The organism is Stenotrophomonas sp. FSL W7-1447, assembly GCF_037966425.1.
Lineage (GTDB): Bacteria > Pseudomonadota > Gammaproteobacteria > Xanthomonadales > Xanthomonadaceae > Stenotrophomonas > Stenotrophomonas pavanii.
In genome coordinates this window covers 3,565,246-3,588,932 of the sequence record NZ_CP150199.1, presented here as the reverse complement: position 1 = coordinate 3,588,932, position 23,687 = coordinate 3,565,246, and the positions used below count along the sequence as shown (strand labels likewise).

14 protein-coding genes and 1 pseudogene are annotated in these 23,687 nt (G+C 68.7%); 7 read left to right on the top strand and 8 right to left on the bottom strand.

Features of this window, described 5'->3' with window-relative positions; all coding sequences use genetic code 11:
• Positions 1-104: 104 nt before the first annotated feature.
• Positions 105-413 carry a zf-TFIIB domain-containing protein gene (locus NSQ78_RS16745; RefSeq protein WP_049469900.1) on the top strand — a complete coding sequence of 103 codons (309 nt, stop codon included), beginning with the start codon at positions 105-107 and terminating at the stop codon, positions 411-413.
• Positions 414-488: 75 nt separating this feature from the next.
• On the opposite strand, the gene NSQ78_RS16740 is transcribed toward NSQ78_RS16745, so the two are convergent.
• The 6 genes and pseudogenes from NSQ78_RS16740 to NSQ78_RS16715 all read right to left on the bottom strand — a co-directional run bounded on the left by NSQ78_RS16740 (position 489) and on the right by NSQ78_RS16715 (position 7,373).
• The gene (locus NSQ78_RS16740) at positions 489-1,001 is read right to left on the bottom strand and encodes a GNAT family N-acetyltransferase (protein ID WP_064239052.1); all 513 of its coding nucleotides are present in this window, start codon (positions 999-1,001) and stop codon (positions 489-491) included.
• An 81-nt stretch (positions 1,002-1,082) separates the two neighbouring features.
• Positions 1,083-2,084 carry a copper resistance protein B gene (locus NSQ78_RS16735; protein WP_064239051.1) on the bottom strand — a complete coding sequence of 334 codons (1,002 nt, stop codon included), beginning with the start codon at positions 2,082-2,084 and terminating at the stop codon, positions 1,083-1,085.
• Complete coding sequence (locus tag NSQ78_RS16730; RefSeq protein ID WP_064239050.1) at positions 2,081-3,892, bottom strand: copper resistance system multicopper oxidase; 1,812 nt, start codon at positions 3,890-3,892, stop codon at positions 2,081-2,083. Before NSQ78_RS16730 ends, NSQ78_RS16735 begins: the two co-directional genes overlap by 4 nt.
• Positions 3,893-3,967: 75 nt before the next feature.
• The gene (locus tag NSQ78_RS16725; protein ID WP_064239049.1) at positions 3,968-4,351 is read right to left on the bottom strand and encodes a CopL family metal-binding regulatory protein; all 384 of its coding nucleotides are present in this window, start codon (positions 4,349-4,351) and stop codon (positions 3,968-3,970) included.
• 154 nt (positions 4,352-4,505) lie between these two features.
• Positions 4,506-6,309 (bottom strand): annotated as a pseudogene (gene recQ / locus NSQ78_RS16720) (DNA helicase RecQ).
• A 515-nt stretch (positions 6,310-6,824) separates the two neighbouring features.
• Entirely contained in the window at positions 6,825-7,373 is a 549-nt protein-coding gene (locus NSQ78_RS16715; protein WP_064239047.1) for a Dps family protein, read from the bottom strand.
• A gap of 86 nt (positions 7,374-7,459) precedes the next feature.
• Here NSQ78_RS16715 and hrpA point away from each other — a divergent pair, with 86 nt between their 5' ends.
• Positions 7,460-11,542 carry an ATP-dependent RNA helicase HrpA gene (gene hrpA, locus NSQ78_RS16710; protein ID WP_064239046.1) on the top strand — a complete coding sequence of 1,361 codons (4,083 nt, stop codon included), beginning with the start codon at positions 7,460-7,462 and terminating at the stop codon, positions 11,540-11,542.
• Positions 11,543-11,617: 75 nt separating this feature from the next.
• Here hrpA and NSQ78_RS16705 read toward each other — a convergent pair whose 3' ends face one another.
• Positions 11,618-12,142 (bottom strand): hypothetical protein, encoded by a 525-nt coding sequence (locus NSQ78_RS16705; protein ID WP_049466497.1) that lies wholly within the window; start codon positions 12,140-12,142, stop codon positions 11,618-11,620.
• Between the two features lie 130 nt (positions 12,143-12,272).
• Between NSQ78_RS16705 and NSQ78_RS16700 the strand changes: the two genes are divergently transcribed.
• Together NSQ78_RS16700 and NSQ78_RS16695 are read left to right on the top strand one after the other, a co-directional pair.
• Positions 12,273-14,429 carry a bifunctional (p)ppGpp synthetase/guanosine-3',5'-bis(diphosphate) 3'-pyrophosphohydrolase gene (locus NSQ78_RS16700; RefSeq protein ID WP_049466499.1) on the top strand — a complete coding sequence of 719 codons (2,157 nt, stop codon included), beginning with the start codon at positions 12,273-12,275 and terminating at the stop codon, positions 14,427-14,429.
• A gap of 31 nt (positions 14,430-14,460) precedes the next feature.
• A complete protein-coding gene (locus NSQ78_RS16695) occupies positions 14,461-16,026 on the top strand; it encodes a hypothetical protein (RefSeq protein WP_064239045.1) in 1,566 nt (521 codons plus the stop codon).
• Here the strand turns inward: NSQ78_RS16695 and NSQ78_RS16690 are convergent.
• Complete coding sequence (locus NSQ78_RS16690) at positions 16,023-18,122, bottom strand: glycosyltransferase (RefSeq protein ID WP_064239044.1); 2,100 nt, start codon at positions 18,120-18,122, stop codon at positions 16,023-16,025. The two genes, NSQ78_RS16695 and NSQ78_RS16690, sit on opposite strands and share 4 nt — an antisense overlap.
• A gap of 96 nt (positions 18,123-18,218) precedes the next feature.
• On the opposite strand from NSQ78_RS16690, the gene mrcB reads away from it, so the two are divergent.
• The 3 genes from mrcB (at position 18,219) to NSQ78_RS16675 (ending at position 23,679) form a co-directional block, all read left to right on the top strand.
• Positions 18,219-20,645, top strand: a complete 2,427-nt coding sequence (mrcB, locus tag NSQ78_RS16685) for a penicillin-binding protein 1B (protein ID WP_064239043.1) — start codon at positions 18,219-18,221, stop codon at positions 20,643-20,645.
• Positions 20,642-21,178: a hypothetical protein gene (locus NSQ78_RS16680; protein ID WP_080473153.1), complete on the top strand. Its 537-nt coding sequence runs from the start codon at positions 20,642-20,644 to the stop codon at positions 21,176-21,178. Before mrcB ends, NSQ78_RS16680 begins: the two co-directional genes overlap by 4 nt.
• A 452-nt stretch (positions 21,179-21,630) precedes the next feature.
• The gene (locus NSQ78_RS16675; RefSeq protein WP_339206859.1) at positions 21,631-23,679 is read left to right on the top strand and encodes an ATP-dependent DNA helicase; all 2,049 of its coding nucleotides are present in this window, start codon (positions 21,631-21,633) and stop codon (positions 23,677-23,679) included.
• Positions 23,680-23,687: the final 8 nt, after the last annotated feature.

Genomic DNA, 23,687 nt, shown 5'->3' with positions numbered 1-23,687 from the left:
GTGGGCTGGCACGCGCCGGAAGTCCTTGTGCCATCGGTCATGTGTTGCCGCAGAGTCATCGCCGCGCAGGTAGAGTCGTTACCACACCGACAGGAGTGACGCCCATGCTGTGCCCCGTGTGCAAGACCCAGACCCTGCAGATGGCCGAACGCCATGGCATCGAGATTGACTACTGCCCGAGCTGCCGGGGGGTATGGCTGGATCGTGGCGAGCTGGACAAGATCATCGAGCGTGCGGGTGCGGGTGCTGCAGTACCTCCGCCAGCGCCCGTGCAGGCTCCGCCGGCGTCCGCGCCGCCACCGGTGATGCACCGTGATACCCGCCATCTCGGCCAGCGCTACGAGGACAACCGGGGCCAGGGCTACCGCAAAAAGAAGAAGGACAGCTTCCTGTCGGAGCTGTTCGATTTCTAGCTTGTAGCGTCGAGCCATGCTCGACTGGATGTCGCCGCCGATAGTCGAGCATGGCGCGACTCTACAGAGACGCGATCACGGCCGCCGCAGGATGAACTCGCGGTCGTGCGTGTCACCGACGATGAAGTCGTACTCGCCGACCTTGCTGCAGCCGTATCGCGCGTAGAAGCGCTGAGCGCCGAAGTTCTCTTCCCATACGCCCACCCACAGGGTGCGGCGGTGCGGCTGATCCAGCCAGGCCATGAACGCGTCCATCAGGCGTGCACCATGGCCGCCGTTCTGGTGTGCGGCCAGGATGTAGAACCGCTTCAGTTCGATGTCGCCCTCGCATGCATCGGCATGGGGCAGGGTGTTGGCGCCGGCAGCCAGATAGCCGACCACGGCGTCACCGTCCATCAGCAGCCAGATCGCGCTGCGCGGGTCGGACAGTTCGGTGCGCTGCGGTTCGCTGCTGTAGTGCGTCTGCAGGAAATCATGCAGCTCCTGCGGCGGATAGGAATCGCCCCAGGTTTCGTTGTAGGTGGCGATCGCGATGGCCGACAGGGCGTCGACATCGGCCAGGGTGGCGCGGCGGATCTGCAATGACATGGGGGGGGCTGCAATGGAGCGTGGCGCAGTGTAGCCGGCCCCGGCGGCTGCCGGGGCTGGCCACTGCCTACGAACCGCTGCTCAGAACCACATGCGCACGCCGGCGACCCAGCGCGTGTCGCGCGCGTGGTCACCGGCATAGTCGGCGGTGTCGCCAAACGTGCGCTCGTGGCTGATGCCGATGTACGGCGCAAAGCGGCGGCTGAACTCATAGCGCAGGCGCAGCCCAGCTTCGACCTTGTTCAGGCCGCGACCAATGCCGTACTCCGGTTCATCCTTGGCCGCCACGGTGGCTTCCAGCAGCGGTTGCAGGATCAGGCGGTTGGTCAGCAGCACGTCGTACTCGACCTCGGCCTTGGCCAGCACCTGGCCACCGGAGCCCATGTACAGCGTGGCCGAGCTCTCGAACTTGTACGGCGCCAGGCCCTGGATGCCGAGCGCTGCCCAGGTGCGTGAGTCGGCCGGCCGGAAGTCCTGGCGCACGCCCACCAGCACGTCCCACCACGGCGACACACTGCGGCCATACAGGGCTTCAACCGCCGATGACTCGGTGCGGCCTTTGCTGCGTTCGCCGTCGGTGCGCAGCCACAGGCGGTTGATGTTGCCACCGACCCAGCCGGTGGCCTCCCAGGCCTGGCCCGTGCTGTCCTTGCCGTCCCAGTGTTCGAGGCGGTCGATCAGCAGCAGGCTGTTGATCTCCGGCGCGTGCTCCATCGCGCCATGGGCGATCGGCGGGAAGGCCGCAGCGCGGTCAGCATCGGTGGGCACCGGGATGGGTTCGCGCGGTTCGGTGGATGCGGGCGAGGCGGGCGAGGCGTGACCCATTGCTGCGTGGTCCATCATGGAGTGATCCATCGTCGAATGGTCCATCTTCGAATGATCCATCGTCGAATGGTCCATTTTCGAATGATCGACCGGATCGACCGGATCGACCGGATCGACCTGTTCGGCCGGCGTTCCCGCGGTCTTCGCCGGTGGCTCCATCGCGCCCATGTCATGCCCGGCATGCGATTGCGCGAACGCCGGCAACGCGGCAGCCAGGCCCAGGGCCAGCAGGCTGGGGGAAAGCAGTGAGCAGCTCATTCTTCGATCCTCACTTCGCGCATCATGCCCGCTTCCATGTGGTAGAGCAGATGGCAGTGGTAGGCCCAGCGGCCGAGCGCATCGGCGCGCACGCGGTAGCTGCGGCGGGTGCCGGGCGGCATGTCGATGGTGTGCTTGCGCACCTGGAATTCCTCCTGCGCGTTCTCCAGATCGCTCCACACGCCGTGCAGATGGATCGGGTGCTGCATCATGGTGTCGTTGACCAGCACGATGCGCATGCGCTCGCCGTAGTTCAGCCGCAGTGGTTCGGCGCTGGCGAACGGGATGCCGTCGAACGACCAGGAGAATTTCTCCATGTGCCCGGTCAGGTGCAGCTCGATCTCGCGGCCCGGCTCGCGGCCATCCGGATCCTCGAACAGGCTGCGCATCGCGCCGTAGGTCAGCACCTTGCGGCCGTTGTCGCGCAGGCCGATGCCAGGGTCGTCCAGCTTCGGTTCGGTCGCCGAGCTCTGCATGTCCACCAGCGGGTTGTTGCGCTCGCTGGCCGGGTGCTTTGGCGCCTTGCTGGCGGCATCACCGCCGCCATGCGCACCGTGGCCCATGCTGGCGCCGCAGCCGCCTTCCATGCCCTTCATCGCGGCCATGTCGTGCCCGCCATGACCGCCACCGCCCATGTCATGCCCCATGTCGCTCATGGTCAGCAACGGGCGCGGGTCGCGTGCGGGGATCGGCGCCTGCAGGCCATGGCGTACCGCCAGCGTGCCGGTGGCGAAGCCGGTGCGGCCCATGTCCTGGCAGAAGATGGTAAACGCGTCCTGGCCGGTGGGCTCGACCAGCACATCGTAGGTTTCGGCGGGAGCGATGCGGAACTCATCGATGCTGACCGGATGGATGTACTGGCCATCGGCGGCGACCACGGTCATCTTCAGGCCGGGAATGCGCACATCGAAGTAGGTCATCGAGGCGCCATTGATGAAGCGCAGCAGTACCTTTTCCCCGCTGCGGAACAGCCCGGTCCAGTTGCCGGCGGGCGCCGTACCGTTCATCAGGTAGGTGTAGGTGTGCGCGTTGATGTCGGAGATGTCGGTGGGCGTCATCCGCATCTGGCCCCACATGCCGCGGTCGGACAGCGCGGCCGACCAGCCGTCACGCTTCGCATCGCGCAGGAAATCGGGCAGGGTGCGCTTGTAGTAGTTGTCGTGCTCGGCGAGCTTCTTCATGCGCCGGAACAACGCACCCGGGTCCATGTCGGTCCAGTCGGACAGCAGGATCACGTGCTCGCGGTCGTGGTGGTACGGCGCTGGCTCGGCCGGATCGATGATCAGTGCACCGTACAGGCCGGCCTGCTCCTGGAACATCGAATGACTGTGGTACCAGTAGGTGCCCGACTGCTTCAGCTGGAAGTGGTAGTGGTAGGTCTCGCCGGGGCCGATGCCGTTGAAGCTCAGGCCGGGCACGCCGTCCATGTTGGCCGGCAGCAGGATGCCGTGCCAGTGGATCGAGGTCGGGTGGCGCTCCAGCGTGTTGCGCACGAACAGGTCCACGGTCTGGCCTTCGCGCCAGCGCAGGATCGGTGCCGGCAGCGATCCGTTGACGGTGATCGCCGGACGGGTGCGCCCGGTGAAGTTGGCCAGCGATTCGCCGATGGCCAGTTCGATGCGGGTGTCGCTGAGGACAGCGGGGGCGCCGGCCAGGCGAGGCGTGGCGCGGGCGGCGGCAAGCGCGCGCTGCGGCACGCCGACGGCGGCGATGCCAGCGACCACGCCGCCAGCAGCCAGGCCTTGCACGAACAGGCGGCGCGACGGCATGGGCACAGCGCCCGGACCGGGGGGAATGCGGGTATTCATGGTGGTGACTCCAGACACGTAAAGACGCCGGCAGGCGGCCGGCTGCGGTGCGCAGGGCGCACGATGCGTGTGGAATCAGCCGATGGGAGGGCGCGAGATCGGCGGCAGCGGCGGCGCCGGACGCCCGCTGGCCGGGATCGGCTGCGGGGCCAGCGACAACGCGGGACCAGCCATGAACGGCAACGGCTGCACGACCAGCAGCGGGTGCTGGGCGCAGCTGCGCACGCAGTCCTTGATCTGGCAGTGGGCGTCGTGGGCGGGGGCCTTGGCCTGCGGGGCCGGGTCGGCCTGCATGCCGGCGTGGTGATGGCAGTCGGCCCCGCTGTCCACCGCAGCGGCGGCCATGGCGTGCGCCATCCGCCCCATGTCCTCGTGGCCACTGGCCATGGCCGTGTTCAGCCCGTTGAGCAACAGGCTGAGCATGAGCACGACACGCAGCAGGGTCGAGGCAAGGGACATGCCGTCAATTTAGCCGCAAGCGGGCGCGGATGCACTTGTTGCTGAATGTCGTGTTCAAGATTGGACCTGCACCAATGTAGCGCCAAGCCCGCGCTAGGCGGCTTCTGCGGCAACGGCAGCCGAGCGTGGGCTCGGCCCTGCACGGCGCCCGGCGTTACCCTTCCTCGCGCACGATCTCGACCAGGCGCGGGCCGTAACGGCTCAGCTTGGTGCCGCCGATGCCGCCGACCCGGGCCAGCGCATCCAGGCTGGTCGGGCGCTGCTCGGCGATGTTGCGCAGGGTGCTGTCGTGGAAGATCACGAAGGCCGGCACGTTCTGTTCGCGTGCCAGTTCGGCGCGCAGGCCGCGCAGCGCGTTGAACAGGGCCAGGTCCTGCGGCAGCACCGACAAGCCGGTGCGCTGCGCACTGCGCTCGCGACCGATGCTGCTGGCCGGGTCGCGGCGCATGCTGATCTGGCGCCGGCCGGTCAGCACGTCGCGGCTGGCGTCGGTCAGGCGCAGGCCACCGTGGCCCTCGCTGTCCACTTCCAGCAGGCTGGCCGCCACCAGCTGGCGGAACACGCTGCGCCAGGTGCGTGCATCCAGGTCGCGGCCGATGCCATAGGTGCTGAGCTTGTCGTGGCCCTGCTGTTTCACCTTCTCGTTCTCGCTGCCACGCAGGATGTCGATCAGGTGGCCGACGCCGAAGCGCTGGCCACTGCGGTAGACGCAGCTCAGCGCCTTCTGCGCCGGGATGGTCGCATCCCACGAAGCTGGCGGGGTCAGGCAGTTGTCGCAGTTGCCGCAGGGCTGGGGATAGGTCTCACCGAAGCCGGCCAGCAGCACCTGGCGACGGCACTGCATCGATTCGCAGTAGCCCAGCAGGTGGTCGAGCTTGGCCCGCTCCAGCTGCTTGCGTTCTTCACCGGCCTCGGATTGCTCGATCATCTGCTTGAGCAGCACCACGTCGCCCAGGCCGTAGCACAGCCATGCTTCGGCGGATTCACCATCGCGGCCGGCGCGGCCGGTCTCCTGGTAGTAGCCCTCCATCGACTTGGGCAGGTCGGTGTGCGCGACAAAGCGCACGTCCGGCTTGTCGATGCCCATGCCGAAGGCGATGGTGGCGCACATTACGATGCCGTCCTCTCGCAGGAAGCGGCGCTGGTTGTTGGCGCGCACCTCCGGCGGCAGTCCGGCGTGGTAGGGCAGGGCGTTGAAGCCCTGGCCGCAGAGGAATTCGGCGGTCTCCTCGACCTTACGCCGCGACATGCAGTAGACGATGCCGGCCTCGCCACGATGGCCATGCAGGAAATCGGTCAGCTGCTTGCGGGCATTGTCCTTCTGCACCACGGTGTAGCGGATGTTGGGGCGGTCGAAGGAACTGACGAAGTGGCGCGCTTCCTGCAGGTCGAGGCGCTCGGCGATCTCGCGCTGGGTCGGCGGATCGGCGGTGGCGGTCAGTGCGATCCGCGGGATCTGCGGCCAACGCTCGTGCAGCACGGTCAGCTGGCGGTACTCGGGGCGGAAATCATGGCCCCACTGCGACACGCAGTGCGCTTCGTCGATGGCGAACAGGGCGATGCGGCTGCGCGACAGCAGCGACAGGAAGCGGCCGGTCAGCAGCCGCTCGGGGGCGACATAGAGCATGTCCAGCTCGCGGCGAGCAGTTCGCGCTCGACGCGGTAGAAGCGGTCTCGGCATCCAGGGTTGAATTCAGGTACTCGGCGCGCACGCCCAGCTGGCGCAGGGCTTCGACCTGGTCCTGCATCAGCGCGATCAGCGGCGAGATGACGATGCCGCAACCGTCACGCAGCAGGGCCGGCACCTGGTAGCACAGTGACTTGCCGCCGCCGGTGGGCATCAGCACCAGGGCATCGTGACCGGCAGCGACGTGCTCCACGATGTCCTGCTGGGGACCACGGAAATCGTCGTAACCAAAGACGCGTTGGAGCAGGTCGTGCGCGGGACGGGAAGGCATCCGGCTAGTTTACCTCCCGGAGGCGGCGGCAGGGCTGCGCCCTGGGAACGCGCCATCGCATGCGCGCTGCCGCTCCCACGCTTCGCTGCGCGAAACGCGGGCCCCACTTACCAGCTCCCAGACCCCCGCCGCTTCGCGTCCGCCCCCTGACTCAGGGGCTCTCCCCCAGACCTGGCCCGGTGGCGGGTAGATCCACGCCATGCGTGGATGAAATCTGTCAGATCTCGACAATCAAAATGGGGTCGGATCCGTTTTCCGTCGGAAAACGGATCCGACCCCAATGGCTTTGCTGGCAGATCACGGAAACCTGTCGAAGGCGGGGTGGGTCCGGTGGCAGGGGTGTCCGCGGCATGGATGCCGCGGCCAAGCCCCCAAGGACGGGTTTACGGCGTCCCCCTGCCACCGGGCCCACCCCGCCATCCCTCAGGAAACCCGCTTCTGCTGTTGCTGTTGCCGGCCAGCGGCCGGCACTACCACGGGTGCAGGGCGCAGCCCTGCCGAACCGCCCCCAACCCTTACTGCAGCAGCGAGCGCAGCATCCAGGCATACTTCTCGTGGGTCTGCAGCCGCTGGGTCATCAGATCCTCGGTCGGGGCGTCGTCACCCTTGGCCGCCACCTCCAGCACTTCACGTGCCGTACGGCAGACCGCTTCGTTGGCGACCACCAACTGGCGTACCATTTCCCGCCAGTCCGCGCTGTCGGTCAGGCCCGGTTCCTCGGCGATCGAGGTCAGCGCAGCGAATTCCCGGTAGGAGCCCGGGGCATTGAAGCCCAGCGCGCGGATGCGCTCGGCCACATCGTCCAGTGCCGCCCACTGCTCGGTGTACTGCGTCTCGAACATGGTGTGCAGCGAGTTGAACATCGACCCGGTCACATTCCAGTGGAAGTTGTGCGTCTTCAGGTAGAGCGTGAACGCGTCAGCCTGGAAGCGCGACAGACCGTCGGCGATCTTCTTGCGGTCGCTCTGGGTGATCCCGATATCGATGTTCGGCGCCGACGGTGCCGCCGCTGCAAGCTTCTGCTTGCCGGTCTTGGCCTTGGTCGTGCTCTTGGTCTTCGCCATGGGGTTCCTCCTTGTGGAATCGTTGGCCTTCACAATAAACCGGTCGTGATGACTGGTCGCTTTCAAAGTTTTGAACGAACCGATTGATGAACTCTATCGATAAAAATCCGTCGCCCCGCCTGCGCCAACAGCGTGCCGCCATCGACGGTGCCATGAGCCGCGACCGGGGCCGTTTGCTGGGGATGCTCTCGCGTTGCCAGGCCAAGCCACAGGATGCGGCGCTGGCCGCCACCTTCGAGCAGGCCTTGCAGGCGTCGGTGCAGCGCCGGCAGGTGCGGGCGCAGCAGCAGCCGTCCATCACTCTGGACCCGCAGCTGCCGATTGCGCGTGAAGCCGATGCCATCGTCGGGCTGATCCGCGACCACCAGGTCGTGGTGATCGCCGGTGAAACCGGCTCGGGCAAGACCACCCAGCTGCCGAAACTGTGCCTGGCCGCAGGCCGTGGCCAGGCCGGCATGATCGGCTGCACCCAGCCGCGACGGATTGCCGCACGTGCGGTGGCCAGCCGCGTGGCGCAGGAACTGCAGAGCGAACTGGGCCAGCTGGTCGGCTACCAGGTGCGCTTCAACGACAAGGTCAGCGAAGACAGCCGCATCAAGTTCATGACCGACGGCATCCTGCTGGCGGAGATCGCCAGCGACCGCTGGCTGTCGAACTACGACACGATCATCGTCGACGAGGCGCACGAACGCAGCCTCAACATCGACTTCCTGCTGGGCTACCTGAAGCAGCTGCTGCGCAAGCGCCCGGACCTGAAACTGATCGTCACCTCGGCCACCATCGATACCGAACGCTTCGCCCAGCATTTCGACAATGCGCCGGTGATCAGCGTGGAAGGCCGTACCTACCCGGTGGAAGTGCGCTACCGCGCGCTGGAGGGCGAGGGCGAAGACCAGGGCGAACGCACCGTCAACGACGCCATCGTGTCGGCCATCGACGAGATCACCCGCCTGGACGCGCGCGGCGACGTACTGATCTTCCTGCCCGGCGAGCGCGAGATCCGCGACGCGCACCAGTCGCTGGAACGGCGCAAGTACCGCAATACCGAGGTGCTGCCGCTGTACGCGCGCCTGCCCAACCAGGACCAGGACCGGGTGTTCAATCCCGGACCGAACCGGCGCATCGTGCTGGCCACCAACGTGGCGGAAACCTCGCTGACGGTGCCGCGCATCCGTTACGTGGTCGATCCGGGCTTTGCCCGCGTCAAGCGCTACAGCCCGCGCAACAAGCTGGATCGCCTGCACATCGAACCGATCTCGCAGGCCAGCGCCAACCAGCGCAAGGGCCGCTGCGGTCGTATCGCCGAGGGGATCTGCTACCGCCTGTACGCCGAAGCCGATTTCCAGGCGCGGCCGGAGTTCACCGATCCGGAAATCCGCCGCTCCAGCCTGGCCGGGGTGATCCTGCGCATGCTGCAGCTCGGCCTGGGCCGCATCGAGGACTTCCCGTTCCTGGAAGCGCCGGACGAGCGCGCGGTAGCCGATGGCTGGCAGCAGCTGACCGAACTGGGCGCGATCGACGCCGAGCGACGCATGACCACCATCGGCAAGCAGATGGCACGCCTGCCGGTGGACGTGAAGCTGGCGCGCATGCTGGTCGCCGCGCAGGCCGCCGGCTGCCTGCGGCCGATGCTGGTGATCGCCTCGTTCCTGGGCATCCAGGACCCGCGCGAACGTCCGCCCGAAGCACGCGGCGCGGCCGACAGCGCGCATGCGCAGTTCGCCGATGGCCGTTCCGAGTTTGTTGGCGTGCTGCGCCTGTGGGATGCCTATCGGCAGGCCCATGAAGACCTGACCCAGTCCAAGCTGCGCGACTGGTGCGGCCGTCATTTCCTCGGCTTCCTGCGCATGCGCGAGTGGCGTGAGCTGCATCGCCAGCTGCGCCTGCTGTGCGAGGAACTGGGCTGGAAGGAAGAGGCCAGCGAGGCGTCGATGGCGCCGCTGCTGGCTGGCAGCAGTGCACCGGCCCCGGCGCGCGATGACGCGGCGGCGGTGAAGGCGACCCGTGGCCAGCTGCACCGCGCCGCACGCCTGGCCCGCGAAGGCAAGGCCGAGGCCGCACCGGCCCCGGTGGCCGTGCGTGCGCAGAAGGAGCAGGCACCGGCGGGAGGGGGTTTCAGCGAACGTGTGCGTGCCGCTGCCTACCAGACCCTGCACCGCGCGCTGGTGGCGGGCCTGCCGACGCAGATCGGCCACCGCACCGAGAAGGGCGATTTCCAGGCGCCGCGCCAGCGTCGCTTCCTGCCGTTCCCGGGTTCGGCGCTGTCCAAGCGGCCGCCGCCGTGGCTGCTGGTGGCCAACCTGTTGGATACGCAGAAGGTGTGGGGCATGACCCTGGCCGCGATCGAGCCGGACTGGGTGATTGCAGAGCTGCCACACCTGCTGCTGCGCAAGCACTTCGACCCGCACTGGTCGCGCGCGCAGGGCCAGGTGCTGGCGTCCGAGCAGATCAGCCTGTTCGGCCTGGTGCTGGCGCCGAAAAAACCGGTGCACTATGGCCGCATCGCACCGGGCGAAGCGCATGACATCTTCGTGCGCCAGGCGCTGGTCACCGGCGAGATCAATACCCGCGCCAGTTTCGTGGCCGACAACCAGAAAGTGCTGGAGATCGCCCGCGAGGAAGAGGCCAAGCTGCGCCGCGCCGGCATTGTTGCCGACGAGGACTGGCAGGCGCGCTGGTACCTGGACCGGGTACCCGCGCAGATCCATTCGGCCGCCGGCCTGGATGCCTGGTGGAAGGGGCTGGCGCCGGAACAGCGCAAGTCCCTGCACTGGTCGCTGGTTGATCTGTTGCCAGGCGAGGGCAGCGAACAGGAGCGCTATCCGAAGTACCTGGCGCTGGGCCAGGCGCGGCTGCCGCTGCATTACCGCTTCGAGCCGGGCGCCGACGATGATGGCGTGACCCTGGACGTACCGCTGCACCTGCTCAACGCGCTGGACCCGGTGCAGCTGGGCTGGTTGGCGCCGGGCTTCGTCGCCGACAAGGCCTCGGCACTGATCCGCAGCCTGCCCAAGGCGCTGCGCCGCAACTACGTGCCGGCGCCGGATTTTGGCCGCGCGTTCTACGAAGCGTTCCCGCAGCCCAGCGCGGATGCCATCACCGGTGAGCTGGCGCGCTTCCTGTCACGCGCCACTGGTGCCACGGTGACTGCGCTCGATTTCGAGCCTGGTGCGATCGAGCCGCACCTGCACATGAACCTGCGCCTGCGCGACGAGCAGGGCAAGGTGCTGGCAACCTCGCGGGATCTGGATGCGTTGCGCGCGAAATTCGGTGGCCGTGCCGGCGATGCCTTCGCTGCACGCGCTGGGCGCGAGATGGCAGCCGATGGCCTGCGTACGTTCCCGGCCACGCCGATCCCGCTGCAGGTGCCTGGCGAAGCCGGCGTGCCGGCCTATCCGGCGCTGCTCGATGAAGGCGACAGCGTGGCGCTGCGCATCTTCGCCGACCGCCAGCAGGCGCAGGAAGCGCACCCGCTGGGTGTGCGCCGGTTGCTCGAGATTGCCCTGGCCGACAAGGTGAAGCAGGCCCGCAAGCAGTTGCCGGTCGGTGCCAAGACCGGTCTTCTCTACGCGGCGATCGAATCGCAGGAGCGGCTGCGCGGCGACCTGGTCGATGCGGCGATGAATGCCGTGCTGGCCGAGGGCCTGGGGGAAATCCGCGATGCGACGGCGTTCGAGCAGCGTCGCGAACACGCTGCCAAGGCCCTGTTTGGTGAGGCGATGTCGCGGCTGAAGCTGGCCGAGACCATCCTGGCGCTGGTGGCCGAACTGAAGCCGATGCTGGAGGCGCCGCTGATGGGCTGGGCGCGTGGCAACCTGGACGACATGGAAGCGCAGCTGGCCGGGCTGATCCACCCCGGCTTCCTGCGCGACACGCCGGCCGACGCGCTGGCGCAGTACCCGCGCTACCTGAAGGCGATGATCCTGCGCACCGAACGCGCCAAACGCGATCCGCCGCGTGACCAGGCGCGCATGCTGGAACTGCATCCGTTCCTGGAAGCGCTGGAGGCGGGCGAGCAGCAGGGCCTGCGTGATCGCCCGCAATGGCAGGCGCTGCGCTGGGATCTGGAAGAGCTGCGGGTGTCGCTGTTCGCGCAGGAGTTGGGCGCGCGCACCGGCATCTCGGCGAAGAAGCTGGCGCAGCGGGTGGCCGCGCTGCGCCAGGCCTGATCGGGCGCCAGGGTCGCCCCATCCGGCGACCCTGGCGGCCAGGCATGAATCCGGCGCGGCCGGAATGCCCGGGCGCTATTTGGTCCGACGTACCTTCGGCTGCACGTTCACGCCGTCCACCTTCATGTACCAGGCGCCCATCACGCCCGGGCGCATGCTGACCTTCGGGGCATCCTTGCGGCCGCCGGAGTACTGCGTGGCATCGATCTGCTCCCATTCCTGGCCGTTCTGCAACACGTAGCGGCGGCCCTGGCCGAAGCCACGGAACTCGCCCTGCAGGTGGCTTTCGATCGGCTCGCTGCTGCCGAAGTCGAGGAAGCCGCGGTTCTTCTTGATCACTTCCTGGCGGCCTTCTTCGCGCGCGGCGGCGACGGCCTGGGTGGTGGCCGCCTCGACCTTGCCCTGCAGCCAGCGGTTGAGCGTGGCCAGTTCACCGGCACTGAGCTTGTCCAGGCCGGCGGCCTTGAACTCGGCGGGCGACATCTGCTGCTGCAGATCGCCCTCCACCACGCGCTGGGCCAGCGCAGGCGCGGACAGGGACAGCAGCACGGCGGCACAGGCCAGCAGCCGTGGACGGACGCGCGGGGCAATCGAAGGCATGGCGGGTCTCTCCTGGGTATGTTCGCGAGTGTAGCGGCATGTCCTCATGCCGGGTGGTGGTGGCCGCAGTGATTGTCCCTGAACGGTACCGGCGCTAGTGTAGGACCCTCTGTCTTGCCTGCTCGATGCTGTGAACCGCGCTTCCGTCCCCGGCCTGGATGCCTTGTTGAACCGTCCTTCGGCAGCGGTGCTGCCTGCTCCGCTGCGCCAGGCCCTGCGCGAGCACTGGGAAGCGCCAGCGTGCGACCACCAGATGCGTGCCACCTGGTCGGTGCTGGGCGACACCCTCGACGCGCTGGCGATGCTCTCGGCCGACGAAGGCGCGGTGGTTGCCGCCTTGCTGTTTGATCTGCCGGGCCTGCGTGCCAGCCTGGACCAGCTGCCGCTGGGCAACCACAAGGCGGCGGTGATCGGCCTGCTCGACGGCCAGGATGCCGCCGATCCGGTGTGGGCACTGCATGCCGGCCGCGAGGCCGGGCGCAACAGTGAAGGCCTGCGCCGGTTGCTGCTGGCGATCATCCGTGACCTGCGCGTGGTGCCGATCCTGCTGGCACGCCAGCTGGCGCGGATGCGTGCAGCGGACAAGCTGGACGACGGGCAGCGCCGCGCACTGGCGCAGCTGACCCGTGACATCCACGCTCCCCTGGCCAACCGCCTGGGCATCTGGCAGCTGAAATGGGAGCTTGAGGATCTGGCGTTCCGCCACCTGGAACCGGAGACCTACCGCCGCATCGCCCGCGAGGTGGACGAAACCCGCATCGCGCGCGAGCGTTACGTCGAGAACGTCAAGAAGGTGCTGTCGCGCGAACTGGTCGCGCAGGGCATCAAGGCCGAAGTCAGTGGCCGGCCGAAGCACATCTACAGCATCTGGCGGAAGATGCAGAAGAAGCGGTTGGCCTTCGACCAGCTCTATGACATCCGCGCAGTGCGGGTGATGGTCGACGATGTCGCTGCCTGCTATGCCGCGCTGGGCGTGGTGCACGCGCTGTGGGCACCGGTACCGAGTGAGTTCGACGACTACATCGCACGGCCCAAGGCCAACGACTACCGCTCGCTGCACACTGCGGTGGTCGGTCCGGAAGGGCGCACCATCGAAGTGCAGATCCGGACCCATGAAATGCACTCGCAGGCCGAGCTGGGCGTCGCCGCGCACTGGAAGTACAAGGAAGGCGGCAAGGGCGCCGAGAAGGCCTTCGATCGCAAGATCACCTGGATGCGCCAGCTGCTGGAGCAGGCCCAGGACGGGCAGGGCAATGAACTGGCCGGGGCGCTCGATGCCGAGCTGACCGAGGACCGGGTCTATGCACTGAGCCCGAAGGACGAGGTGCTGGACCTGCCGCAGGGCGCCACCCCGCTTGATTTCGCCTACCAGGTGCACACCATGGTCGGCCACCGCTGCCGCGGTGCCAAGGTCAACGGCCGCATCGTGCCGCTGACCTATCGCCTGCGCAGTGGCGACCGGGTCGAGATCCTGACCGGCAAGGAGGCCGACCCCCGTCGCGACTGGCTGATGCCGGCCAACGGCTTCCTGGCCAGCAACCGGTCGCGCGAAAAGGTGCGCAGCTGGTTCCACAAGCTGGACCGTGCGCGCAACGTACAGGCCGGCCGCGAGCTGCTCGAGCGCGAACTGAAGCGGCTGGGTCTGCAGCACTCGGACCTCGCCATCGCGGCAAAGAAATTCCATGCCGACAGCGTCGATGACCTGTACATCCAGGTGGCGCTGGGCGATACCGGCCCGAACCAGGTCAGCCGCGCGCTGCTGGAGGCGGAGCGCGCCGCAAGCCAGCCGCCGCCGGCGCCGACCCTGCCGCGGCCGACCGCGCGTCGCGAGAATCTGGGCAAATCGAAGTTCACGGTGCAGGGCGTGGGCAACCTGCTGGTGCAGCTGGCACGCTGCTGCCAACCGGTGGCCGGCGAGCCGATCGTCGGCTACCTGACCCGTAGCCGGGGTGTCACCGTGCATCGGGCAGACTGTGCAGCGCTGGCCCGGTTGGCGGCCACCAGCCCGCAGCGCATCCTGCCGGTGGAATGGGGCCAGGCCGGCGGTGGCTATGAAGTGGACGTGGTGGTCGACGCCGTCGACCGCCGCTGGCTGCTGAAGGACATCACCAACCTGATCGCCCAGGAGGACGCTTACGTGCTCGACATCCACAGCGACAACGTGCGCAACAGCGGCCGCGCGCACCTGCGGCTGCGGCTGAAGGTGAGCGATTACGGCCAGCTGTCGACCCTGCTGGGCAAGCTCGATGCGCTGCCGGGCGTGAGCGAGGCACGTCGCCTCGGCTGAGCTTCACGCTGCCCCGGCTACCCTTGCACGCATGGAACGCGAGCCCCCGCATCGCCCGCATGGCGCTGAACATCCGGCGCTGGACCGCGTCCGCCGCGAGGGGCGTTGGTGGTGGCTGCAGGCGCGCCATGCGCGCCGGATCTGGCGCTGGGCGCTGCTGGCAGCGCTGGCGGTGTTCGTGCTGCTGGTCCTGCTGCGCAAGCCGCTGGCCGATTGGTTCTGGGATGAGCCGCAGATCGAACAGCTGCTGGCCGAAGGGGATCGGGCGCTGGCCGCCGGGCGCCTGAGCGATGCTGATGGCAGCGGTGCACGCGAGCGCTACCAGGCGGTGCTGGCACTGGATGGCGATCGGCCGCAGGCGCGCCAGGGCCTGGCCAATACCGGCGCGGCAGCGCTGCAACAGGCCCGCGACCGCCTGCTGGCCGATGACCTGGAGGGCAGTGCACGGGCACTGGCACTGGCCCGCGAACTGCAGGTGCCGCAGGCTGAAGCCGAAGCGGTTGCCCGTCAGTTGCAGGCGCGACGCAGTGCCGGTGCGGGAATCGGGGCATTGCTGGCACAGGCGCGCAATGCGTTCGCGGCCGGGCGCCTGGATGACGGCGAGAGCAGTGCATTGCCCCTGTTCCAACGCATCCTGGCCCTGCAGCCGGACAACCTGCCCGCACTGGAAGGGCGCGAAGACGCATTGAGCGACCTGCTGCAGCAGGCGCGCATGCGGGCCGGGCGAGGGGAGCTTGCCGACGCAGCGACGATCCTGCGCCGCGCCCGTCAGTTCGATGCCGGGCATGCCGATCTGCCAGCCAGCGAGGAAGCCCTGGCGCGCGCGGTCGACCAGCGCCTTCGGCAGGCGCAGCGTTCGTTGCAACGGCAGCAGCTGGACGCAGCGGCCAGGGGCTTCCTGGCGGTGCTGGCGGTGGCCGCCGATGATCCCAACGCCCAGCGCGGGCGTGAGCAGGCCTTGCAGGCGGTGGTGGCGCGCAGCCAGAAGCTCGCCGACGATTTCCAGTTCGACGCGGCGCAACGTGATGCGGCATTGGCCGTGGAGCTGGGGGCGTCGCAGGCAGTGCAGCAGCAGCTGACGCAACGCCTGCAGCGCGCGCGGCAGGCGCAACAGGCCCTGCAGCAGCCTGCGGTCAGCAGTGCGCAGCGCGAACGCCAGCTGCGCGACCACCTGCGGAAGATCGAGCGCGCCGAGCGTGCAGGACAGTGGATCAGCCCGCCGGGACACAGCGCGTTCGACGCGCTGCGCGAAGCCCAGTCACTGGCGCCCCGCGACGCGCGGGTGAAGGCCGCTGCCGCGCGCCTGCTGCCCGCCAGTCGCCGCTGCTTCGACGACAATCTGCGGCAGAACCGCGTACAGGCCGCAGGCGCCTGCCTGCAGGCCTGGCAGACCCTGTCACCGACTGCGTCGGGGTTGCCCTCGGCGCGGCTGCGCCTGGCCCAGCGCTGGCTGGCAATCGGTAGCGAACGGCTCGGAAGCGGCGACCTGGCCTTTGCCGAACATGCCGCCGAACAGGCGCGGTTGCTGCAACCGGATCTGGCCGAACTGCCGGCGTTTGAAGATCGCCTGCGCCGCGCCGGTGGACGGGTGGACTAGTCGAAGAACACGCGCTGCACGGTTGCGCGGGCGGCTTCGAGCGAGAAATGCTCGGCGACATTGGCCAGACCGGCGTCGGACAACTGTTGCCACAACTGCGGATCCTGGTACAGGCGGATCACCGCATCGGCGAATCCTTCGGCGTCGTCGGCCACCAGCACATCCTTGCCCGCGTGCAGGTGCATGCCTTCCACGGCGCACGTGGTACCGACCACCGGCTGGCCATGGGCCATGCTCAGGTTGATCTTGCCCTTCACTCCGGCGCCGAACCGCAGGGGTGCGATGGCGATGCGCGCGCCGTCCATGTAGGGCGTGATGTCTTCGACGAAGCCGTGCATCTGCACGCCGGGTTGGCGCGCGGCCAGTGCCAGCAGCGATTCCGGGGCCGCCGCGCCGATGCAGTGCAGGCGTACCTCCGGCAGGCGGGCACGGATGCGCGCGAAGACCTCGCCGATGAACCATTGCATGCCATCCAGGTTCGGCGGATGGCGGAAGCCACCGACAAACACCAGGTCGTGGCGCTGCTCGAACGCCGCGCCGGCACCGGCAACCTCGTGCAGGTTGGAGATCAGCTCCACCCGCACCCGTGGCGCATCGGCCTGCAGCTGCTCGCGCTCTGCGGCACTGACCAGCACCGTGATGTCGCACTGTTCCATCACGGCCAGTTCGCTGCTGCGGGTGCGTTCTGCGGCGCGCAGCAGGGCCGCATCGCCGGCCACTTCGGCACCGCGGCGTTCACGCAGGTAGTGCAGGTCGACGGTGTCGAACACCGTGCGTGCCTGCGGCGCATAGCGCTTGAGCAGGGGCAGGCACTCGTGGGCGACGTGGTGGCGCACCAGCATCGCCACGTCGAACCGCGAGCCGTGGCTGCGCAACCAGCCGGCCACGCCGTCAAGGAACGGGGCGTACCAGACTTCCACGCCCATCCGCTGCAGCGCTTCGGTCGCCGCCCCGGCATGCTCGCGCCGGGTCGGCACGAACACCACATGCGCACCGCCCTGCAGCAGCAGGCGGATCAGATTGACCTGGCGCAGCGATCCGGAATCACGATCCGGCTGCGGCACTTCCTCGTCCAGGATCAGCACCTGGCGCCGGCCGCGCAGCAGCAACGCCGGCGACGGCACGTCGCCGACCGCCGGGTGGCGGGCCAGTTCGGCGGCCCAGCGGGCGGCGAAGATGGCCTGGTTGCGCACCTGGTAGGCCTTCACCCCGCTGCCGGTGTCGGTGCCGTTGCTGGTGCCTTCGTCGTGGACCACCCGGCTGGCCGGCTGCACCAGCACGCGCAGGCCGTGTGCACGCACGCGGAAGGCCAGGTCGGTGTCCTCGTAGTACGCCGGCCTGTAGCGGGTGTCGAAGCCATCCAGCTGCTGCCACAGCGCGCGCGGCAGCATCAGCGCCGCACCGGAGCAGTAGTCGACGTCGCGCAGGCTGGCAAAGCGCGGATCGTCAGCCGCTCCGAAGCGGCCATAGCTCCAGCCACTGCCATCGGTGAAGATCACGCCGCCCGACTCCTGCAGGCGGCCATCCGGGTACAGCAGCTGGCTGCCGACCAGGCCGGCGCCGGGCACGCTGCCGAAGGTGTCCAGCAGGGCATCAAGCCAGCCGGGTTGCGGCACGGTATCGTTGTTGAGCAGCACCACGTAGCGGCCGCGTGCGCGCGACACGCCATCGTTGCAGGCGTCGATGAAGCCGCCGTTGTGCTCGCGTACTTCATAGCGCAGCCCGGCCACCTGCGGCATCCACTGCACGGTGGCATCGCTGCTGCCGTCATCCACCACCAGGATCTCGCAGGCGGCCGCCGGCGGGTGCGCCGCCAGCGCGCGCAGACAGGCCAGGGTGTGGTCGACATGGTTGTAGACCGGAATGATGATGCTCACCTCCGGCGACGCGCTGAACGGCACCGCGAAGGGGGCGAACTCCTGGGCCGGCGGCAGGAACAGCGGCGTGCGCGGCGCGGGAACGGCGCGCTGGGTGTGCACGCGGATGCGTTGCCAGGTGGCCCGCCAGCCACGGGTGCGCAGGCTTGCCAGGCTCCGGCGGGCCAGGCCCGACAGGCGGTTGATCAGGTATCGGATCTCGGCCAGGGACATCGCCATCCGGTTGCAACTCCAGCTTAAGCAGGGGAACCCGGGAGAACCCGCCAGCCGCAGCGGCTGGGGTAGACTCGCCAGACCCTACATTCTCGCATTCCCGTGCCCCGACGCTACGATTCCGACGACATCGACGATTTCGACGACGACCAGCAGGACAGCGGTCCGCTGTGGCGGCGCCGGCTGATCACCTGGAGCATGGCTGCGGTCGCGTTGGGGCTGGGGTTCCTCATTCCCTATACGCTGTACCTGAACCAGCAGGTGACCCAGCGTTTCGGCGAGCTGCGCTGGCAGATCCCGACGCGCGTGTACGCGCGCCCGCTGGTACTGACCCCCGGCAAGGCGATGGATGCGTCCACGCTGAAGACCGAGCTGGCCGCCTCGGCCTACCGCGATGACGGCCAGGGCAAGGAGCCGGCCACCTACGCGGTGAACGGCGGGCGCTTCGTGATCGCCAGCCGCGGCTACAACGACGTTGACGGCCGGGTGGCCCCGCGCCGGGTGGAACTGACGCTGGCCGATGGCGGCGTGGCCTCGCTGCGTGACGCCGACAGCCGCAAGGCGTTGAAGGCGGCGCGGCTGGATCCGGCGCGTATCGCCACCCTCTATGGGCAGAAGCAGGAAGAACGCCGGCTGATCCGCATGGACGAGGCGCCGGACCTGCTGGTGACCGGCCTGCAGGCGGTGGAGGACAAGGACTTCAACCGCCACCACGGCATCGACCTGTCCGGCATCGCGCGCGCCGTGTGGGTGACGATCCGCTCCGGTGGCCAGAGCCGCCAGGGCGCTTCGACGCTGACCCAGCAGCTGGCCCGCAGCGGCCTGCTCGGCATCGGCAAGGAACAGACGATCACCCGCAAGTTCAACGAAGTGCTGTACGCGCTGATCATGGAAGCGCGCTACGACAAGCGCACCATCTTCGAGGCCTATCTCAACCAGGTGTACCTGGGCCAGCGCGGCAGCCAGGCGATCCATGGCATGTCCTCCGGTGCCGAGTTCTGGTTCGGCCGCGACCTGCAGTCGCTGGAGACCGAGCAGATCGCCCTGCTGATCGGCCTGGTCAAGGGACCGTCCTTCTACGACCCGCGGCGCAACCCGGAGCGCGCGCTGGATCGCCGCAACTTCGTGCTGGGCAAGCTGCACGAGGCCACGCTGATCGACGACGCCGAGTACCAGCGCGCACTGAAGGCACCGTTGGGCGTTCCCAAGACGCCGGGCCTGGTCGCGGCCAACCGCTTCCCGGCCTACGTTGACCTGGTCCGTCGCCAGCTCGGCCATGACTACCCGGAATCGGCGCTGCAGGGTGCGGGCCTGAGCGTGATGACCGGCATGTCGCCGTCCGCGCAGGCCTACGCCGAAGGCGCGGTGACCCGCACCATCAAGTCGCTGGAAAGCAAGCGCCGCCCCGAGCTGCAGGCCGGCATGGTGCTGACCGACGTGCACAACGGCGACGTGCTGGCGGTGATCGGCAGCCGCGAGGTGTCCGAGGTCGGCTTCAACCGCGCGATCGAGGCGCAGCGTCCGGTCGGTTCGCTGCTCAAGCCGTTCGTCTACCTGCTGGCCCTGGCGCAGCCGGACCGTTACTCGCTGGCCAGCTGGGTCGATGACTCGCCGGTGACGGTGCAGCTCGGCCGCGGCCGCAACTGGAGTCCCGGCAACGCGGACAACCGCAGCCACGGCACGGTGCGCCTGATCGACGCACTGGCGCATTCCTACAACCAGGCCACGGTGCGCGTGGGCATGCAGGTCGGCCCGGAGCGCGTGACCCAGCTGATCCATGTCCTGGCCGGCATCAAGGCCGACGCCAACCCGGCGGTGATCCTCGGCTCGACCGACCAGAGCCCGTACGCGATGGCGCAGCTGTACCAGTTCCTGGCGTCCGGCGGCGAGATCCAGCCGCTGCACGCGGTGCGTGGCGTGCTCGATCCGCAGGGCAAGCTGCTCAAGCGTTACGACAAGACGCCGGCACCGGCACAGGAAGGCGACTCGATTGCCGCCAACCTGATCAGTGTCGGCCTGCAGCAGGTGGTCGCCAGCGGCACCGCACAGCGGCTCAATGCCGACGGCCTTGGCCGCCTGCAGCCGGCCGGCAAGACCGGTACCACCAACGACGGGCGCGACAGCTGGTACGCCGGCTACACCGGCGATCACCTGGCGGTGATCTGGATCGGCAACGACCAGAACGAGCAGGCCGGCCTGTATGGCGCCACCGGTGCGATGCGGGTCTGGTCGGGCATCTTCCAGCGCCTGCCGAGCGCGCCGCTACGGGTCAGCAACAAGGGCCTGGACTGGCAGTCGGTGGCCCCGACCGGCCTCAACAGCACCGATGAAGGCTGCCCCGGCGCGCGCCGTTTCCCGTTCGTGGTGGGCTATGCCCCGGCCTACGCTCCGTGTGCACCGGCCGCGCCGCCGGACGGGCAGGGCGAGGCTGAAGGCGAGGGCGGTGGCTGGCGCAGCTGGTTCGGCCTGGACCGCAAGCCGGATGCCCCTGCCGAGCCTGCCGCCGCCTCTCCTCCGCCAAGCCGATGATGCCGATGAACATGCGAATCCTGCTGCAGCCCCTTGCCCTGACCGGCCTCAGCCTGGCCCTGGCCGCCTGCGTCAGTACTGCACCGCCGGTGGTCAAGCCGGTGGATACCACGACGCCGGCGCAGCGGCTGGCCGCGGTGGACGCGGCCGCGGGCCCGGATGACAAGGAATTGTCGGTGCAGCCGCTGCGTGATTCGCAGGTGGAAGACCTGCGGCTGACCGCACAGGCGCAGCGCCAGGCCAACGACCTGTCCGGTGCCGCCAGCAGCCTGGACCATGCGCTGGACATCGTGGCCGGGGACCCGGCCGTGCTGCAGGAGCGGGCTGAACTGGCGCTGCTGCAGGGCCAGTGGGCGCAGGCGGAGACGTTCGCACGCAAGGCGGTGGATCTGGGTTCGAAGACCGGGCCGCTGTGCCGCCGGCACTGGGCGACGATCGAACAGTCGCGCCTGGCGCGGGGCGAGAAGGAGAATGCGGTGTCGGCGCACGCGCAGATTGAAGGCTGCACGGTGCCGGGGATCAAGCGGTACTGAATTTCCAGCCAACGGCGCAGCCCCTCGTGGCTGTGGGTTGGTCGCTGAAGCCAGAAGCAAAAGCCGCGCTTGGCCGGGCGGGGTGGGTTCGCGGGGGACGCCGTGAACCCGTCCCTGGGGGCTTGGCCGCGGCATCCATGCCGCGGACACCCGCGAACCCACCCCGCCCGGCCTCTGACAGTTTCCGTGTGCGTCCAGCCACGGAAAAAGAAAAAGAAAATCAAAAGCGGGTCGCGCGCTGCGCGCGCGCGGTAATTCATCCTCTTTCCCCGTTCCCTCCACCGCTTCTGACATCCCAGCCGAGCAAGCTCGACTCTACGAAGCGCGTGCCTCCGTCACCGGGACCCGCCTGCCCTCAGTGCAACCCAGAGCCATGACTGTCGTTGCCGTTGCTGTTGCCCTGGCTTGAAACGGGTGCCGGGCAGCGCCCGGCCGGGTATCCTCTCCCTCTGATGTCCGACCTTGTCCATGCCAGCCGCGAAGCCCTCAGCGACGGCGGCGCGCTCGCCTCGCACCTGGATGCCTTTGTCCCGCGTCCAGCACAGCTGCACCTGACCGAAGCCATCGCCGACGCGCTGCAGCAGCGTGACCTGCTGCTGGCCGAGGCCGGTACCGGCACCGGCAAGACCTTCGCCTACCTGGTGCCGGTGCTGCTTTCCGGGCTGCGCACCATCATCTCCACCGGTACCCGCGCGCTGCAGGACCAGCTCTACCATCGCGACCTGCCGCGCGTGCGCCAGGCGCTCGGCGTCGGCCTGCGCAGTGCACTGCTGAAGGGGCGCGCGAATTACCTGTGCCGCTACCGCCTGCAGCAGGCCCGCGGCGAACCGCGGTTCTCCAGCCCCGAACAGGCCGCGCAGTTCCAGCGCATCCTGGCTTGGTCCGGTCGCTCGGAGTTCGGCGACATCGCTGAGCTCGACGGCCTGGCCGATGATTCGCCGCTGCTGCCGATGGTCACCTCCACCGTCGACAACTGCCTGGGTACCGATTGCCCGTTCTGGGATGACTGCTTCGTGGTGCGTGCGCGGCAACGTGCGCAGGCCGCCGATGTGGTGGTGGTCAACCATCACCTGCTGCTGGCCGATCTGGCCCTGAAGCAGGACGGTTTCGGCGAACTGCTGCCGGGGGCGCAGGCCTTTGTCATCGACGAGGCACACCAGTTGCCCGAACTGGCTGCGCAGTTCTTCGGCGAGGGGTTCGGCATGCGCCCATGGCAGGAACTGGGCCGCGACTGCCTGGCCGAGGCGCGCGGTGTAGGGGGCGCGCAGTCGGCCCTGCAGGAACCGGTGGATCAGCTGCAGCAGGCATTGCTGGCGCTGCGTTCGGCGATGGAAGGGCTGCCACTGCGGGGTACGCAGTGGCGTGCGCTGGCCATGCCGCAGGTCCGCGACGGATTCGATACGGTGATGGTAGGCCTGGTGACGCTCGAGCAGGCATTGCAGCCGCTGCGCGAAGCGGCGGCGGGCCTGGATGCCTGCCATGCACGGGCGCGCGAGGCGGTCTCGCGGCTCGGTCGCTGGCTGGGCGATGATGCGCCAGCGCTCGATTTCGATACCGACCCGGCCGACGCTGCCAGTCCCGCCGATGTGCTGTGGTACGAACTCACGTCGCGCGGGTTCCGCTGCCAGCGCACGCCGATGGATGTGTCCGGCCCATTGCGCGAGCATCGCGAACGCAGCCGTGCGGCGTGGATCTTCACCTCGGCCACGCTGACCGTGGGCGGTGGTTTCGACCATATCGCCACGCGCCTAGGCCTGGACGATCCCCACACGCTGGTCCAGCCAAGCCCGTTCAACTGGCCCGAGCAGGCGTTGTGCTACCTGCCCGAAGGCCTGCCCGATCCGGCGGCGCGCGGATTCGGCACCGCGCTGATCCAGGCCCTGCGGCCGGTGTTGCAGGCCTCGCAGGGCAGGGCGTTCCTGCTGTTCGCCTCGCACCGCGCCTTGCGCGAGGCCGCCGAGGCACTGCGGGATGGGCCGTGGCCGTTGTTCGTGCAGGGCGAGGCGCCGCGCGCAACACTGCTGCAGCGCTTCCGCGAGTCGGGCAACGGCGTGCTGCTCGGTTCGGCCAGTTTCCGCGAAGGCGTGGACGTCGTCGGCGAAGCGCTGAGCGTGGTGGTGATCGACAAGCTGCCGTTTGCGGCACCGGACGATCCGGTCTACGAAGCGCGGCTGGAGGCGATCCGCAGCCAGGGCGGCAATCCGTTCCGCGACGAACAGCTGCCGCAGGCGGTGATCGCCCTGAAGCAGGGCGTCGGCCGCTTGATCCGCAGCGAAAGCGATCGTGGTGTGCTGGTGTTGTGCGATCCGCGCCTGCTCAACCGGGGGTATGGCCGGGTCTTCCTGGATTCACTGCCGCCGTTCCGCCGTACCCGCAGCCTGGCCGATGTGCAGGCCTTCTTTGCGCCACAATGGGCGCCCGTGGCCGACGATGCGGCTGCTCCGGCGGCCACCGTGGCGGGCCCGAAGCCCGCTCACGGTGCCACGTTCCCCCTGTTCTGACCCGATCC

What these genes read in the sequence shown, in the direction of transcription:
- NSQ78_RS16725 (WP_064239049.1), bottom strand. Translation starts at nt 4,351, where the DNA reads ATGTCCCTTGCCTCGACCCTGCTGCGTGTCGTGCTCATGCTCAGCCTG.
- NSQ78_RS16705 (WP_049466497.1), bottom strand. Translation starts at nt 12,142, where the DNA reads ATGCCTTCGATTGCCCCGCGCGTCCGTCCACGGCTGCTGGCCTGTGCC.
- NSQ78_RS16715 (WP_064239047.1), bottom strand. Translation starts at nt 7,373, where the DNA reads ATGGCGAAGACCAAGAGCACGACCAAGGCCAAGACCGGCAAGCAGAAG.
- NSQ78_RS16740 (WP_064239052.1), bottom strand. Translation starts at nt 1,001, where the DNA reads ATGTCATTGCAGATCCGCCGCGCCACCCTGGCCGATGTCGACGCCCTG.
- hrpA (WP_064239046.1), top strand. Translation starts at nt 7,460, where the DNA reads ATGAACTCTATCGATAAAAATCCGTCGCCCCGCCTGCGCCAACAGCGT.
- NSQ78_RS16735 (WP_064239051.1), bottom strand. Translation starts at nt 2,084, where the DNA reads ATGAGCTGCTCACTGCTTTCCCCCAGCCTGCTGGCCCTGGGCCTGGCT.
- NSQ78_RS16745 (WP_049469900.1), top strand. Translation starts at nt 105, where the DNA reads ATGCTGTGCCCCGTGTGCAAGACCCAGACCCTGCAGATGGCCGAACGC.
- NSQ78_RS16695 (WP_064239045.1), top strand. Translation starts at nt 14,461, where the DNA reads ATGGAACGCGAGCCCCCGCATCGCCCGCATGGCGCTGAACATCCGGCG.
- NSQ78_RS16675 (WP_339206859.1), top strand. Translation starts at nt 21,631, where the DNA reads ATGTCCGACCTTGTCCATGCCAGCCGCGAAGCCCTCAGCGACGGCGGC.
- NSQ78_RS16690 (WP_064239044.1), bottom strand. Translation starts at nt 18,122, where the DNA reads ATGGCGATGTCCCTGGCCGAGATCCGATACCTGATCAACCGCCTGTCG.
- NSQ78_RS16730 (WP_064239050.1), bottom strand. Translation starts at nt 3,892, where the DNA reads ATGAATACCCGCATTCCCCCCGGTCCGGGCGCTGTGCCCATGCCGTCG.
- NSQ78_RS16680 (WP_080473153.1), top strand. Translation starts at nt 20,642, where the DNA reads ATGATGCCGATGAACATGCGAATCCTGCTGCAGCCCCTTGCCCTGACC.